Here is a 15,352-nt window from a genome sequence, read left to right on the forward strand (position 1 = left end):
AACTTTGGAGAATGAACATGACGGATGCGCAGACCAGAATCAACCAGCAAGTGACGACCAACCCGGTCGTGCTTTACATGAAGGGCACGCCGCAGTTCCCGCAGTGTGGCTTCTCGGGCTCGGCGATCCAGATGCTGAGGGCCTGCGGCGGACCGAGCCTCTTCACGGTAGACGTGCTGGCCGACCCGGAAATCCGGGATGGCATCAAGTCCTACGGCAACTGGCCGACCATTCCGCAGCTTTATATCAAGGGCGAATTTGTGGGTGGTTCGGACATCATGCGCGAGATGTTCGAGCAAGGTGAACTGCAACAATTGCTGCAGGCAGCAGAGGGATAAGTTTGAGGAAATCAACATGCCAAAAATTGCTGACATCGAAGATACCCCCAACCCGAATGCGGTGAAGTTCACGCTTCATGAGCCTCTGACCTGGGGCATTTCGCATTCCTACGAGAACGCAATCCAGGCCCAGGACGATGCGCTCGCCTCCACGCTGTTCGACATTGAGCATGTCAGCAATGTGTTTTACGTGGATCGCTGGCTCACCGTGACGCAGGATGGCGGCGCCGACTGGCCGGAGCTGGTGCGCCTGATTGCCGTGCCATTGCGCGCCGCACCGGCGGCGGCCGCGCAGTCCGCCGCTTCAGTTTTCGCAGCGCGCACGGCAATTGCCGACCTTGATGTCGAAGATCAGGAGCGGCTTGAGCATATCAACGTGCTACTGGATGCCCAGATACGCCCCTATCTGAAAAGCGATGGCGGCGATCTGCATGTGGTTGGTCTGGCCGGCAACCAACTCAGCGTGCACTACCAGGGCGCATGCGGCACCTGTCCAAGCTCGATATCCGGCACGCTCAAAGGCATCGAGAACCTGGTTCGAACCATAGAGCCGGACATCGAAGTCGTGGCTGTTTAGATTAGCAATCGCTGTTCTATCCCACGGCTACTTTCCCACGCTTAGTTGGGCTAGTACTGCAACCCGAAAATATCCAAACATGAAAGCGCGTCTTCGCACCCATGGCGGCGTTGCAACTCTTGCGAAGGCGGCCAGCCTTCGCTGCGGCTTGCGCCTTGCCCTGGGCACGAAGCCATCACTTTCATTATGTTTCGCTACTTCCGGGTTGCAGTACTAGTGCCCGACTGGCTAAAAACTTGAAAAGACTAAAAAATCGCATGAGTCAAAATTTCACGGCGCGAGCCATCGAAGAATCTGTTTTACAGGCACCGTCCCCGACAGAAAAAGCACAGAGGCTAGAACAAGGGTTTACCGAGCAGGACTGGCGCCGACTCCTGATCAGCTTGGGGGAGAATCCCGATAGAGCGGGCCTGGTAGAAACACCGTCCCGCGTTGCAAAAGCCTGGAAGCACTGGACTTCCGGCTACGCCAAAGACCCGGCTGAATGTCTCAAAGTATTTGAAGACGGCGCGCAGGAGTACAACGAACTCATCGTGCTACGCGGCATCCCTGTGTACAGCCATTGCGAGCACCATCTAGCGCCATTCTTTGGCAGTGCCACGATCGGCTATGTACCCAACGGAAAAATAGTAGGCTTGTCAAAGCTGACGCACCTGGTCGATTGCTTTGTCCATCGATTGCAAGTGCAAGAGCGACTCACCATCCAGATTGCCACTGCCCTGATGACGCACCTGGAACCGCAAGCCGTTGGCGTAGTCATTCGCTGTCGCCACCTGTGCATAGAAAGTCGCGGCATTCGCACCCAGGGAGAAGAAACCGTCACCTCATCCATGCTCGGCACATTGCAATCCAACCACGCATTGCGCGCGGAATTTTTCGCTGTTGAGCGTAAAGCGTAATTTTGTTTCTGTAAAAGGCGGCATCGAATCCCCCTGCCGCGCTACCAATAAGGAGAGTCACATGTCATCCCATCCAACTGAGTTCCAAGGTTCCGTCATCGATGCCCTGCGCGAGGCCATCGAGCGCCAGGTTCCTGATTCACGGGCCGAAGTAAACGGCGGCGGCGGCCATTACACCATCGAGGTCACGTCGCCCGCGTTCGCCGGCAAGAACATGCTGCAGAGCCAGCGCTTGGTGTACAGCGCTATCACCGATTTAATGAAAGGGGACATGGCGCCGGTGCATGCCGTCGACAGTCTGAAGACCCGGACACCCTGAGCAAAGATAGCCTGGAGAATCATTGAAGAGACAAGGAACTTAGCCATGCAGACCACTGAGCACGACCCACAGCAGCACGCGCCTGACGCGTTATCCCAGCCGCCCGTCGGCCCCGAGAAGCTGCCCGGAATCCGTCACATCATCGCCGTCGGCAGCGGCAAAGGCGGCGTCGGAAAATCCACGGTGAGCGTCAATCTGGCGCTCGCGCTGCAGCAGCTCGGGGCGAGTGTCGGGATAGTAGACGCCGACATTCTTGGCCCCAGCATCCCCGGCATGCTTGGCATTCCGACGGGTGAGCCGCCAGCGATGACCCCGGAGGGCAGGATGATCCCGGCGGAGCGGCACGGCCTCAAGGTGGTGTCTATGGGCATGCTCACCGGCGACGACAAACCGGCCGTCTTGCGCGGGCCGATGGTGGGCAAATACCTGAAGATGTTCGTCGGCGGCGTGCAATGTGGAGCGCTGGACTATCTGATCCTCGACCTTCCGCCAGGCACCGGCGACACCCAGTTGACGCTGGCGCAGAGCATGCCGCTGTCGGGCGTGGTGATCGTGACGACACCCCAGGCCGTGAGCCTCAAGATCGCCCGCCGCGGCTTGCGGATGTTTGAGAAAGTGCAGGTCCCGATTCTCGGGATCGTCGAGAACATGCGTACCTTCACCTGCCCCCACTGCGGCGAGAGCACGGATATCTTCCGTCACGGTGGCGGCGAGCAGATGAGCCAGGAGCTCGGCGTCCCGTTCCTCGGCGCCCTGCCTCTCGATGCCGATGTCGTCACCTGCGGTGATGAGGGCAGGCCCATCGTGGTGGACCAGCCGACGTCGGTCAGCTCTCTGGTGTATGCCGCCATCGCCGCAGCGCTGGTGGAGCAGCTCCACGCGGCGGTCGCGACGCTGAAGCCCTTTGTCTGGAAGTGGGACAGCAACGATGGTGCACCGGCCTGGCTGGAAGACGCGGTGCGGCCCTCCGGAGCGCGCAACACGCCCATCGGACTCCTGCGCCGCGATCCGCGTACCTTGTCCATCTTGTGGGAGGACGGTCATCGCGACGACTTCGACGTTCGCGACCTGCGCCTGGCGTGTCATTGCGCCCTGTGCGTCGAGGAGATGAGCGGACGCAAGCTGCTCGATCCCAAGACGGTGCGCGCTGATGTGAGCCCGCGCCAGATCGTGAGCGTAGGCAACTACGCGATCGGGTTCGATTGGAACGATGGTCATAACAGCGGTATCCATTCTTTCAACGACCTGCGCGCCATGGGCGAGCGCGCTGCGGCGAAGAGCGTCGAAAATGTCTGAAGCCCTGACTGTGGATAGGACGGCTGAGAATCCGACGCTGGTGGAGCAGCCGATCCGCATCCGCGCGGAGACTTCGCTGGCCGACCCCGACACCTGCAAGTTCACCGTGAGCCGCAGCTTGCACCCCGGTGGCCCCTTCTTCTTCCGAAACAAGGAAAGGGCTGCCGGCTCGCCGCTGGTCGAGCGACTGTTCGCGCTCTCCGGTGTGGCCAATGTGCTCATCGCGGAAAACGTGGTGACCATCGGCAAGGAGTCGGGCGCCTCGTGGGCGGGTCTGAAAGCGGCCATCGGAACGGCCATCCGGACGCAGCTGCTCACCGGCGTGCCGGCGATCCTGGAGATGGCGACCTGCGCCAGCACGCAGGGCAGGTCCGACGCCGAGCTTGGCGTGGTCGTTCAACAACTGCTGGACAAGGAAGTCAATCGTTCCATCGCGAACCACGGCGGGAAGATTTCGCTCGTGGAGGTCCGCGAAGGCAAGCTTTTCATCAGCATGAGTGGCGGCTGCCAGGGCTGCTCGTCCTCTCAGGTGACGCTGAGGCAGGGCTTCGAAGTCATGGTGAAAAGGGTCGCCCCGGAAATCGAGGAAATCGTCGATGCGACAGACCACGCAGCGGGGAAGAAGCCGTTCTACCCGCGCGCAGTCAGTCCACGCAACAAAGACCCCCATGACCGCCAAGGTAATTGAATTTGTGAATGAAGGATTGAAATGAGCGAATGGATCACGGTAGCGCGGGCCGAAGAGCTCACGCCAGGCGAGCGGCGGGCTACAGAGGTGGACAACGCGCAGATCGCCGTATTCAACCTCGACGGTCAGTACTTCGCCATCGAAGACGTCTGCACCCATGATGGGGGACAGCTCACCGGCGGCACCGTCGAGGGTGATCAGATAGTTTGCCCTCGACACGGGGCACGCTTTTGCATCCGCACCGGCGCGGCATTGTCCGCGCCAGCTTACGAGCCGACCAGAACCTTCCCGCTGCGCATCGAAAATGGTGAGATTCAGATACGCGATAGCCGCTGGGATTGATTCCAACAAGCAATTCCCCCTCACCCCAACCCCTCTCCCGCAAGCGGGCGAGGGGAGCACTGAGAGTCGCTGCGCGATTTTCACGTTACCAGGACAACCCCATCATGGCCATTGAAACCATCCGCTTCAGAAATATCGTGTCGGTGTTACCGCACGCGTCCGCGATCAGCCCTCGGCCGGACCAGCAAAGAGGTTCCCTCAAGACCAAGCGCGACGAGAACCTTGCCGTCGAAAGACTGCCCAAGCCAAACTGGATTCGCGTCAAGGCGGCGTCATCCTCGGGCCGCTTCAGTGATATCAAGCACATCGTACGCGCCAACCAGTTGGTGACTGTGTGCGAAGAAGCATCCTGTCCCAACATCGGCGAATGCTGGAGCAAAGGCACCGCGACCTTCATGATCATGGGTGACAAATGCACGCGGCGCTGCCGGTTCTGCAACGTCAGCACCGGTCGCCCCGATGAGCTGGATGCCCACGAACCGCAACGGCTTGCCCAAACCATTGCCTTGATGAAACTCAATTACGTCGTTATTACTTCAGTTGATCGCGATGATTTGCGTGACGGCGGGGCCAGCCATTTCGTCGCCTGCATCCGCCATATCCGCGCACTGTCACCGAATACGCGCATCGAAATCCTCACGCCCGACTTTGGTGGCCGCCTGGACTTGGCGCTGGGAATCCTCAGCGTCGTACCGCCGGACGTGTTGAACCACAACATCGAAACCGTGCCGCGCCTGTACAAAGAAGCCCGTCCTGGCGCGGATTTCCAAAACTCGCTCAACCTGTTAAAGAATTTCAAGCACGCGCATCCCGCCATACCGACCAAGTCCGGTCTCATGGTGGGGCTGGGCGAGACCGATGCTGAAATTTTGCAGGTGATGCGTGACCTGCGCGCCCACGACGTGAATATGCTGACCATCGGCCAGTACCTGCAGCCATCCAGCGGCCACATGCCGGTGCGCCGCTACGTGAATCCGGACACCTTCATGATGTATGAGGATGAAGCCTACAAAATGGGGTTCTTGAACGCAGCGTCGGGCCCGATGGTTCGCAGTTCTTACCACGCGGATCAGCAGGCAGCAAGAGCAGGAATCGTCTGATTGTCTGGTTGATAAAAAATAAAACGCAGTTGGAGAACGATGAGCGAAGACGAAGTTGCACGTGTTGTCTCCGATTCTAAAAATGGTGAAATTCCTTGAACAAGCTGACGCTCAACAGGTTGAATAACCACGTTTATCTCGTCCTCTCAGACCAGGGTGAGCATGTGGGAAACCTGAAGTTGATCAACGGGGTATGGAAGTTCAAGGCTATTGGTTACGACCCGAATGGTGATGTCATTCCCGGCGGGGGCCCACTCACTGACCGGCACAATACCACCTTCGCGGCTCTCGACGAAGCGCTGATTAGAGCCAGCCTCGCCCCAACTTGACGGACTCAGGGCGCGCTGTACGGTTCACCTCTTTCTTGGAGACGATACGAAGCGGACTCAAGGGGCTTTAAAGGCATTGCGTTTTGTTCATCTGGTGTTACCCCCTAAAAACGTATGCCATAGAGGCTTTGCCGGGCTTCGCATGGCGCGAGCTCACCAACCTTATTCCCTGAACAACGCCTCAATCACCCCGCGCAACCACCTGTTCCCCGGATCAGCCTCAAAGCGTTTGCTCCAGTGCAGCGCTACCGTGAAGTCGCGCAGCGGAAACGGTGGCTCGATGATGGCGTAGCCGCCGTCGGCCGCAAAAATTTGTGCGATGTTGCGCGGCATCACCACCGCCAGGTCGGTGGCCTTGACGATGGAGGGCAGGACCATGAAGTGTTCGGTCGTCAGGCGCAAGCGGTCTTCGATCTGCAGCATCTGCAAAATGCGCAGCGTGTCGGAATGTGTGCGTACCGCGACAAATTCAAGCTGGCGCAGATCGTCCAGCAGTGCCTGGCTGCTCCGCCGCTTTTTGACAAAGGGGTGGCCCTCCCGCAGCAACACGATGTACCTGTCTTTGAGCAATTGAAGACGCTGGGTGTCTTTGACCGTCGGCAAAAAACCGAAAGCAAAATCGATGCGCCCGCTGTCCAGCGCGGCGGCAATGTCGCTGCCGGGCAAGGGCGAGGTTTCGATGCGCACGCCAGGCGCCAACCGGCGCAGTGCCACCATCAGCTCCGGCAGAAAGCGCGCCTCGCCAATGTCGCTCATGTGGATGCGAAACACCTTGCGCGACTGCAATGGCTCAAACAACGCCGATTCATTGAGCGCCAGCTCCAGCGTGGCCAGCGCGCTGCGCACCGCGTCGGCGAGCCGGTCGGCCTTCGGCGTGGGCTGCACGCCACCGCCTGCGCGCACAAACAGCGGGTCCTTGATCAGCAAGCGCAAGCGCGTCAGGCCCTGGCTGGCGGCCGGCTGCGTCAGGTCCATCAGTTCGGCGGCGCGGCTGACATTGCGCGTGCGGTAAACCGCGTCAAACAGCCGCAGCAGGTTCAGGTCGATGTCTTTTATATGCATTGAATGAATACCAGATAGTCTTGTTATTTTATTGATGGATAGTCGATTGGCCACCAAACTCCTTGTTTTCCACGAAAATAAAACACGGAGACAGCCTTGGAAGTTTCATTCAGCAAGGAAATCGAGTCGCTGCGGCTGAAAAGCGGCGAAACTTTCCATGGCGAGGGCATTCTCGCGATCACCAAAGCACTGCTCCAGTCCGGTGTGGCCTATGTAGGCGGCTACCAGGGCGCCCCGGTGTCGCACCTGCTCGACGTCATGGTGCAGGCCAAGCCCTATATGGACGAACTTGGCGTACACGTCGAGGCCTGCGCCAACGAAGCGTCGGCCGCAGCCATGCTGGGCGCGTCCATCCACTACCCGCTGCGCGGCGCCGTGACCTGGAAGTCGATAGTGGGCACCAACGTCGCGGCCGACGCGCTGTCCAACCTGTCCTCGCCCGGCGTGCTGGGCGGTGCACTGATTGTGGTTGGCGAAGACTACGGCGAAGGCGCCAGCGTGATTCAGGAGCGCACCCATGCCTACGCGCTCAAATCGACCATGTGCCTGCTGGACCCACGGCCTGACCTGGGCAAGATGGTGGACATGGTCGAGCACGGTTTTCGCATTTCCGAAGCGTCGAACATGCCGGCCATTCTGGAGCTGCGCATACGCGCCTGCCATGTGCGCGGCAGCTTTGAATGCAAGGACAACCAGCCGCCCGCCATCTCCAAGCGGCAATTGATGGAAGAACCCGCCGCCTTCGACTACGCCAAGCTGGCGCATCCGCCGGTCACCTTCCGCCACGAAAAACTCAAGACCGAGGAGCGCATCCCCGCGGCGCGGCGCTACATCATTGAGCAGCAACTCAACGAGCTGATGGACGGGCCACGCAAAGACATCGGCATCATCGTGCAGGGCGGTATTTACAACTCGCTGATACGCGCGCTGCAGCAGTTCGGCCTGTGTGATGCGTTCGGCCAGAGCGAGATACCCATCCTCGTGCTCAACGTGACCTACCCGCTGGTGCCCGAACAGGTGGCGGAATTTGCACTCGGCAAACGCGCAGTACTGGTGGTGGAGGAAGGCCAGCCCGAATACATCGAGCAGGAGATTGCCACCTTTTTGCGGCGACGCGACATCAACACGCCGCTGCACGGCAAGGACATGTTGCCCTCTGGCGGCGAGTACTCGGTGGAGGTGGTGGCGCAGGGACTCGTGCACTTCGTCGAGAAGTATTTGCTCCCTCTCCCTTTGGACTTGCTCCCTCTCCCTCTGGGAGAGGGCGGGGGTGAGGGCTCCCCCAGCGGGAGAGGGAGTCTGGAAGGGGCCAAGGCCTGGCTGCAGGGCAACACCGAACGCCGCAGCGCCGTGGGCACACAGATCGCGGCGCAGCTGAACCAGGCCCTTCCGGTGCGCCCGCCCGGCTTTTGTATTGGCTGCCCGGAGCGCCCGGTGTTTTCGGCCCTCAAGCTGGCGCAGCAAGATGTGGGGCCGGTGCACATCGCGGCCGACATCGGCTGCCATGCCTTCGGCACCTTTGCGCCCTTCTCTTTCGGCCACTCCATCCTCGGCTATGGCATGAGCCTGGCCAGCCGCGCCGGCGTCTCGCCCATGATGGCGCGCCGCACCCTGTCCATCATGGGGGACGGCGGTTTCTGGCACAACGGCCTGCTGACCGGTGTGCAGTCGGCGCTATTCAATGGCGACGATGCGGTGCTGCTGATCTTCAAGAACGGCTACACCTCGGCCACCGGCACGCAGGACATCATTTCCACACCGAGCGATGACGCCAAATTCAACGCGACCGACAAGCTGCAAAGCCTGACGGCCACCAACACCACGATTGAAAAAACGCTGCAGGGCCTGGGCATCCAGTGGCTGCGCACGGTGCACACCTACGAGGTGGAAGAGATGCGCCAGACGCTGAACGAAGCGTTTACCACCGACTTCAATGGCTTGAAGGTCATCATTGCCGAGGGTGAATGCCAGCTCGAACGCCAGCGCCGCATCAAGCCCTGGCTGGCCGGCCTGCTTAAAAAAGGCAAACGCGTGGTGCGTGTGAAATACGGTGTGGATGAAGACATTTGCAACGGCGACCATGCCTGCATTCGCCTGTCGGGCTGCCCGACGCTGACGCTCAAGGACAACCCCGACCCGCTCAAGGTGGACCCGGTGGCCACGGTGATCGACGGCTGCGTCGGCTGCGGCCTGTGCGGCGCCAATGCGCATGCGGCGACCCTGTGCCCCTCGTTTTACCGGGCCGAAGTGATCCAGAATCCCCGATGGCATGAGCGCCTGTTTGGCAGCGTACGCGGTGCATTGGTGCGGGCGCTACAGACATGACCCCCGGTCCCATGCATCAACAAAAACCCATCACCCTGCTGATCTGCGCCCTGGGCGGCGAGGGCGGCGGCGTGCTGACCGAATGGCTGGTCGATATTGCGTGGGCCAGCGGCTATGCGGCGCAAAGCACTTCGATCCCCGGCGTGGCGCAGCGCACCGGCGCCACCACCTACTACCTGGAAGTCTTTCCAGTACCGCTGGCAGAGCTGGGCGGCAAGCGCCCGGTGTTCAGCCTGAACCCGGTTCCTGGCGCGCTCGACGGTCTGATCTCTTCCGAGCTGCTGGAAACTGCGCGCCAGGTCGGCAACGGCATGGCCTCGCCGCAGCGCACGCTGGTCATCAGCTCCAGCAGCCGCACCCTGACCACGGCCGAGCGTATGGTGCCCGGCGACGGCCGCACTGACAACGCGCCGCTGCTGCAGGTCATCGCCGATCAAAGCCGCGCCACCCAGGTCTTCGACATGGGCGAGATGGCGAGGGAATGCGGCACCGTGGTCAGCGCCGTGATGCTGGGTGCAATGGCCGCCAGCGGCCTGCTGCCTTTTGCGCGCCAGGCGTATGAAAGCGTGATCCGGCACGGCGGCAAGGGTGCCGAAGCCAGCCTGCGGGGCTTTGACCGCGCTTTCGCACAAGTCCATACCCAGCAGGCGCAGACCGCGCTGGTTTCCAGTTTGCTATCAAATAGGGAGCTATCTACGCCCGCCAGTCATGGGCTGGAAGCCGATTTGGCTCATATTTTTCCGCCGCCGGTGCATGCCATGCTGGCGCTGGGATACGCGCGCATGCTGGACTATCAGGACCGCGACTACGCCGACCTCTATGTCCAGCGCCTGCAGCAGGTACTGCGAGCCGAGCAACTGGCCGACCCCGCCCTCGCGCACGGCTACGCCACCACGCGCGAGATGGCGCGCTGGCTGGCGCTGTGGATGGCCTTTGACGACATCGTGCGTGTGGCTGCGCTGAAAAGCAGCGCCAGCCGCTGGCAGCGTGTCGCCGGCGAGGTCAAAGCCAGTGACGGCGACTTGCTGCAGGTGTATGACCACTTCAAACCCGGCGCACCCGAATTTGCCGCGCTGTTGCCAGCCGGTCTGGCCGCGCGCGTGACACGCTGGGACCGCCAACGCGTGGCCCATGGCAAGTCGCCTTGGGCCCTGCCGCTGAAGATCGGCACACACTCGGTGGTCGGCATGGTGTCGCTGCGTCTGCTGGCCAGTCTGAAATGGCTGCGCGTGCGCGGCAGCCGTTATGCCACCGAGCAGGCGCTGATCGAGCAATGGCTGGCCGGCGTGGTGCGCAGCACACAAACCCATTGGCAACTGGGCCATGAAATCGCACTGTGCGGCCGTCTGATCAAGGGTTATGGCAGCACCAACGAGCGCGGCAAGGACAACCTGATGCATGTGCTGGCGCACCTGGCCACAGGCGCCGCTTTTGCATCGAACGAATCACGCGCTGCGGCCATTGCCCAAGCGCGCGAGGCCGCGCTGGCAGACGAAGCCGGCAAGGCGCTGGACCAGACCCTGGTGCAGCACGGCGCGCCGGCCCGGCCGGTGAAGGCCCAGCCGATACGCTGGATGGACAACCCGCACCGCAAGCCGCGCGCTGCCAAGGCATCCTGATAGATCACTCCGAGTTACCACCACAGACCTTCCACTTTAAAAGGACAAACCATGAAAACCAGCTTCTATCCCCAGCGACGCGTATTGCTTGCCTTGGCACTTGCTGCCGGCGCCATGTTGCCCGCCGCCCACGCACAAACCGCCGCTTGGCCAACCAAGCCAGTACGCGTCATCGTCAACTTTCCGCCGGGCGGCGCGGCCGACCAGCTGGCGCGCGCCATCGGCGTGCCGCTGGCCGAAGCGCTGGGGCAGCCAGTGGTGGTGGAAAACCGCGGCGGTGCCAACGGCAACATCGGCGGCGAAGCGGTCGCCAAAGCCCCGGCTGACGGCTACACGCTGCTCATGAGTTCAGGCGGCATGGTGTCGGTCAATCCCCATCTCTATCCCAAAATGGCTTTTGATCCAGCCAAAGACCTGGTGCCTGTGGCCGCTGCTGCGCGCGTGCTGGTGTTTCTTGAAGTCAAACCAACGCTTCCGGTCAACAACATCAGGGAGTTTCTGGCCTACATGAAAGCCAACCCCGGCAAGTTGTCCTTCGGCTCACCGGGCAACGGCAGCTCACCCCACCTGGCCGCCGAGATGATGAAGGCCCAGACCAACACTTTTGCCGTGCATGTGCCCTACAGGGGCGCGGCGCCGGCCATGCAAGACCTGCTGGGCGGCCAGCTCGACTTCATGTTCGACCCCGGCATCGGCCTGCAACACGTGAGAGCCGGCAAGCTCAAGCTGCTGGCCGTGGGCAGTTCCAAACGGTCCCCGCTGTTTCCCGATGTGCCCACGCTGGACGAAGTCGGGCTGAAAGGGTTTGACGCCGACACCTGGTTCGGTTTTTACGCACCCGCCGGTACACCGGCCGACGTTGTGAGCCGGCTGAACCGCGAGATCAACAAGATACTCGGCAGCCAGGCCGTGAAGGACCGCATCCTGGCCATTGGTGGCATTCCGGCACCGATGTCTCCATCGGACTTCAACATGCGCGCATTGATCGACGGCGCGCGTTTTGGCGCCTTGATCCGGGCGCGGAATATCAAAGGCGATTAGCCCCCGGTAGCTCACTCCCACCGTTCGGGCTGAGCCTGTCGAAGCCTCCCTTCGACAAGCTCAGGGCGAACGGACCGGGGGCCTGACGACATCATGAACCCATGAGCAAACAGATCACCCACACCGTCCGCGTTGAATTCGGCGACTGCGACCCGGCGCGCATTGTGTGGTTTCCAAATTTTTTCCGCTGGATAGACGCCGCCTCGCGGAATTTCTTTGTGCAGTGTGGTGTGCCATCCTGGCAGGAGACTGAAAGAACCATGGGCGTGATCGGCACACCGCTGGTGGACACGCATTCGCGTTTTCTGCACACCGCCACTTATGGCGACACGCTGGATATCCAAGTGACGATTCCTGAATGGCGCGAGAAAAGTTTTGTGCAGCGTTACCGCATCATGCGCGGCGACGAACTCATCATGGAGTGCGACGAGGTACGCATCTTCGCCGGCCGCCGCGCCGACAACCCGGAAGCAATCCGGGCCTTGCCGATTCCGCCGGAGATTCGGCGGCTTTGTGAGTAAGTGATTGCCGCTGTCGTCATTCCCGCAAATCCTCTGCCCTTGTCATTGCGGGCCAGACCCGCAATCCATGGACCCGACTTCACCATTGAAATGGCAGGGACATGGATTCCGGCCTTCGCCGGAATGACAGACTCCTTTGCAGGCGTTGGCCAGCATCGTTTTCAACGCCAGAGCTGGCGAACCACATCCCAGAACATCATCAGCACAGCAAAACCCATCACCCCCACACCGCCCCAGCCAAACAAGCGCGTCTTGAAGCCGGAGGTGAAATTGCCCATCACCGACTTTTTACCGGCCAGTAGCATCAAGCCCACCATGATGGGCACCGCCACCACGCCGTTGATTACCGCACTCCAGTACAGCGCTTTCATGGGATCGATGGGCGTGAAGTCCAGGCCCGTTCCCACCAGGGTCGCGAGAATGATGATGGCGTAAAAACGCTTGGCCTCAAACCAGTGCCGCTCCAGGCCCTCGGGCCAGCCAAACGCTTCGGCCACCGCATAAGCTGCCGAGGAGGCCAGCACCGGCACGGCCAGCATGCCGGTTGCAATGATGCCGCCGGCAAACAGGGCAAACGCAAATTCGCCGGCCAGTGGGCGCAGCGCCTGCGCCGCCTGCGCCGCCGAGGTGACGTCGCGGATACCGGCCGCGTACAGCACCACGGCACCGAGCACCATGATAAAAAATGCAACGATATTGGAGAAAAACATGCCGATGTAGGTGTCTTGCTTGACACGGCGCAAATCGTTCCGTATCTCTGCGTCACTGCCCTGCCCTTTGCCCTTCAGACGCAGCTCTTCAACCTCCTGCGAGGCTTGCCAGAAAAACAGGTAGGGCGAAATCGTGGTGCCCAGCAGCGCCACAATCATCATCCAGTAGCCTGATGTCCACTGCAGCTTGGGAATCACCAGGTCGTACAACACCTGGCCCCACGGCACCTTCACCAGAAACACGGCAATCACGTAGGCAAACAAAAACAGCGTCAACCACTTCAGGATGGGCGCAAGCTTGCGGTAGGGCACAAACACCTGGAGAAGCACCGTGATCACACCAAAGGCCATGGAATGAAAATGCTGGGGGCCGCCCACCACCAACTGCAGCGCCTCGCCCATGGCGGCAATATCGGCGGCGATATTGATGGTGTTGGCAATCACCAGCAACAACACCATGGTCATCAGAAAAGCGCGCGGTGTGTGCTCGCGCAGGTTGGCGGCCACGCCCTTGCCGGTGACACGCCCAATCCGTGCGCTGACCAGCTGGATGGCGATCATGAAAGGCAGCGACAGAAACACGGTCCAGAGCAGCCCCGTGCCAAACTGCGCACCGGCCTGCGTGTAGGTGGCAATGCCGGACGGGTCATCATCGGCGGCGCCGGCGACAACGCCTGGACCGACATGGCGCAGAAAGGAGGGAACGCGCTTGAACATGCAGGGGAGCCTAACACGGACGTGTGCCGCCCCAATCCATCACTTCAAGACAAAATCTCCATTTTTCCCTTACCCGACGGGCGCCGGCAGCTATAAAATCAATAGCGCCCTGAAGTCATTCACATTGGTATGCGTCGGCCCGGTGAGCACCAGGTCACCTAGCGGTTCAAAGTAAGCATAGGCGTCGTTGCGGTCCAGGAAGCGGTCTATCTTCATGCCCTTTGCCAGCGCGCGCGCCAGCGTGTCAGGCGTCACAAAGGCCCCGGCGTTGTCTTCCATGCCGTCGATGCCATCCGTATCCGCTGCCAGTGCATACACACCGGCCTGCCCCTGCAGGCCCAAGGCCAGGCCCAGGCAAAATTCGCCGGCACGCCCGCCCCTACCTTTCGCGTCACCAGGCTGCCGGGGCCTGACCGTCACGGTGGTCTCGCCGCCGCTGAGGATCACACAGGGCCGGCTGAAGGGCTGGCCACGCAGCGCCACCGCACGGGCCAGCGCCGCGTGCACCTTGCCAACCTCGCGCGACTCGCCCTCCATCTCGTCGCTGAGGATGTAGGCCGTCAGCCCCGCCGCGCGCGCCGCAGCAGCAGCAGCTTCCAGCGACTGCTGGGGGGTCGCAATCATGTGAACTGCATGGCCCGCAAAGGCCTTGTCGCCGGGCTTGGGTGTTTCCAGCGCGCCGCTTTCGAGCTGCGCACGCAGGGCCGGCGGCACATCGATGTTGTAGCGTTTCAGGATGGCCAGCGCATCCGCGCAGGTGCTGACATCGGGCACGGTCGGGCCGCTGGCAATCACCGACGGGTCGTCACCCGGCACGTCGCTGATGGTCAGCGTCACCACCGTGGCCGGCGCACACGCCGCCGCCAGCCGGCCGCCCTTGATGCGCGACAGGTGCTTGCGCACGCAGTTCATCTCCCCAATGTTGGCGCCGCTGTTGAGCAGCGCCTTGTTGATGCCTTGTTTGTCTTCCAGGCTCAGGCCCTCGGCTGGCAGGGTCAGGAGTGCGGAGCCGCCGCCCGAGATCAGGCACAGCACCAGGTCATCCTTCGTGAGCCCCTGCGTCATCTGCAGGATGCGCTGCGCGGCAGCAAGACCGGCCGCATCAGGCACCGGGTGGGCGGCTTCGACAATTTCGATGCGTTGCGGCAGCCCCTCGGGGCGCGGCGGAATGTGCTGGTAACGCGTGACAACCAGACCTTCCAGCGGCGCCTCCGCCGGCCACAAGGCCTCGACGGCCTGCGCCATGGAGCCGCCCGCCTTGCCGGCGCCTATGACGATGGTCCGACCCTTCGGTGGCGGCGGCAAATGCGCTGCGGTGTTGTGCAGCGGCAGCGCGCGCTGCACGGCGGCCTGATAAAGATGCTCAAGAAAGGCGCGGGGATTGTTGGCGGGATTCGGTGCGGTCATTCGGTATCTCCAGACCCTATTGTGCCGCCGTAACCCGCTGGTAACTCCGCCGGAAGCCTGCG

General features: G+C 61.6%; 16 protein-coding genes. 13 read left to right on the forward strand and 3 right to left on the reverse strand.

The features are described from left to right. Window positions 1-17 precede the first annotated feature (17 nt). From grxD to Q8O29_RS01485, 9 genes are all read left to right on the forward strand, one after another. Window positions 18-338 carry a Grx4 family monothiol glutaredoxin gene (gene grxD / locus Q8O29_RS01445; RefSeq protein ID WP_305560271.1) on the forward strand — a complete coding sequence of 107 codons (321 nt, stop codon included), beginning with the start codon at window positions 18-20 and terminating at the stop codon, window positions 336-338. 16 nt (window positions 339-354) lie between these two features. Beyond that, window positions 355-915 carry a NifU family protein gene (locus Q8O29_RS01450; RefSeq protein WP_305560272.1) on the forward strand — a complete coding sequence of 187 codons (561 nt, stop codon included), beginning with the start codon at window positions 355-357 and terminating at the stop codon, window positions 913-915. 257 nt (window positions 916-1,172) lie between these two features. Further along, complete coding sequence (folE, locus tag Q8O29_RS01455; RefSeq protein WP_305560273.1) at window positions 1,173-1,814, forward strand: GTP cyclohydrolase I FolE; 642 nt, start codon at window positions 1,173-1,175, stop codon at window positions 1,812-1,814. 61 nt (window positions 1,815-1,875) lie between these two features. After that, window positions 1,876-2,133 (forward strand): BolA family protein, encoded by a 258-nt coding sequence (locus tag Q8O29_RS01460; protein WP_296501662.1) that lies wholly within the window; start codon window positions 1,876-1,878, stop codon window positions 2,131-2,133. Between the two features lie 45 nt (window positions 2,134-2,178). Further along, window positions 2,179-3,429, forward strand: a complete 1,251-nt coding sequence (locus Q8O29_RS01465) for a P-loop NTPase (RefSeq protein ID WP_305560274.1) — start codon at window positions 2,179-2,181, stop codon at window positions 3,427-3,429. After that, entirely contained in the window at window positions 3,422-4,117 is a 696-nt protein-coding gene (locus tag Q8O29_RS01470; protein ID WP_305560275.1) for a NifU family protein, read from the forward strand. Before Q8O29_RS01465 ends, Q8O29_RS01470 begins: the two co-directional genes overlap by 8 nt. Window positions 4,118-4,138: 21 nt before the next feature. After that, window positions 4,139-4,459, forward strand: a complete 321-nt coding sequence (locus Q8O29_RS01475; RefSeq protein WP_305560276.1) for a non-heme iron oxygenase ferredoxin subunit — start codon at window positions 4,139-4,141, stop codon at window positions 4,457-4,459. Window positions 4,460-4,563: 104 nt separating this feature from the next. Next, entirely contained in the window at window positions 4,564-5,559 is a 996-nt protein-coding gene (lipA, locus tag Q8O29_RS01480; RefSeq protein ID WP_305560277.1) for a lipoyl synthase, read from the forward strand. Window positions 5,560-5,654: 95 nt separating this feature from the next. Beyond that, window positions 5,655-5,888, forward strand: coding sequence for a hypothetical protein (locus Q8O29_RS01485; RefSeq protein ID WP_305560278.1), 234 nt, complete (start codon window positions 5,655-5,657; stop codon window positions 5,886-5,888). A gap of 162 nt (window positions 5,889-6,050) precedes the next feature. Here the strand turns inward: Q8O29_RS01485 and Q8O29_RS01490 are convergent, their stop codons facing one another. Beyond that, window positions 6,051-6,950, reverse strand: coding sequence for a LysR family transcriptional regulator (locus Q8O29_RS01490; protein WP_305560279.1), 900 nt, complete (start codon window positions 6,948-6,950; stop codon window positions 6,051-6,053). Between the two features lie 96 nt (window positions 6,951-7,046). Between Q8O29_RS01490 and Q8O29_RS01495 the strand changes: the two genes are divergently transcribed. The 4 genes from Q8O29_RS01495 (at window position 7,047) to Q8O29_RS01510 (ending at window position 12,456) form a co-directional block, all read left to right on the forward strand. After that, the gene (locus Q8O29_RS01495) at window positions 7,047-9,275 is read left to right on the forward strand and encodes an indolepyruvate ferredoxin oxidoreductase subunit alpha (protein ID WP_305560280.1); all 2,229 of its coding nucleotides are present in this window, start codon (window positions 7,047-7,049) and stop codon (window positions 9,273-9,275) included. Window positions 9,276-9,286: 11 nt separating this feature from the next. Beyond that, window positions 9,287-10,894 (forward strand): indolepyruvate oxidoreductase subunit beta family protein, encoded by a 1,608-nt coding sequence (locus Q8O29_RS01500; protein WP_305560281.1) that lies wholly within the window; start codon window positions 9,287-9,289, stop codon window positions 10,892-10,894. Window positions 10,895-10,945: 51 nt separating this feature from the next. Beyond that, on the forward strand, window positions 10,946-11,935 hold the full coding sequence (locus Q8O29_RS01505) for a tripartite tricarboxylate transporter substrate binding protein (RefSeq protein WP_305560282.1): 990 nt from the start codon (window positions 10,946-10,948) through the stop codon (window positions 11,933-11,935). Between the two features lie 101 nt (window positions 11,936-12,036). Next, a complete protein-coding gene (locus Q8O29_RS01510) occupies window positions 12,037-12,456 on the forward strand; it encodes a thioesterase family protein (protein ID WP_305560283.1) in 420 nt (139 codons plus the stop codon). Window positions 12,457-12,617: 161 nt separating this feature from the next. Here Q8O29_RS01510 and Q8O29_RS01515 read toward each other — a convergent pair whose 3' ends face one another. Further along, complete coding sequence (locus tag Q8O29_RS01515) at window positions 12,618-13,883, reverse strand: Nramp family divalent metal transporter (RefSeq protein WP_305560284.1); 1,266 nt, start codon at window positions 13,881-13,883, stop codon at window positions 12,618-12,620. Window positions 13,884-13,973: 90 nt separating this feature from the next. Further along, a complete protein-coding gene (locus Q8O29_RS01520) occupies window positions 13,974-15,290 on the reverse strand; it encodes a glycerate kinase (protein WP_305560285.1) in 1,317 nt (438 codons plus the stop codon). Window positions 15,291-15,352: the final 62 nt, after the last annotated feature.

This window comes from Polaromonas sp., assembly GCF_030689685.1.
Lineage (GTDB): Bacteria > Pseudomonadota > Gammaproteobacteria > Burkholderiales > Burkholderiaceae_C > Polaromonas.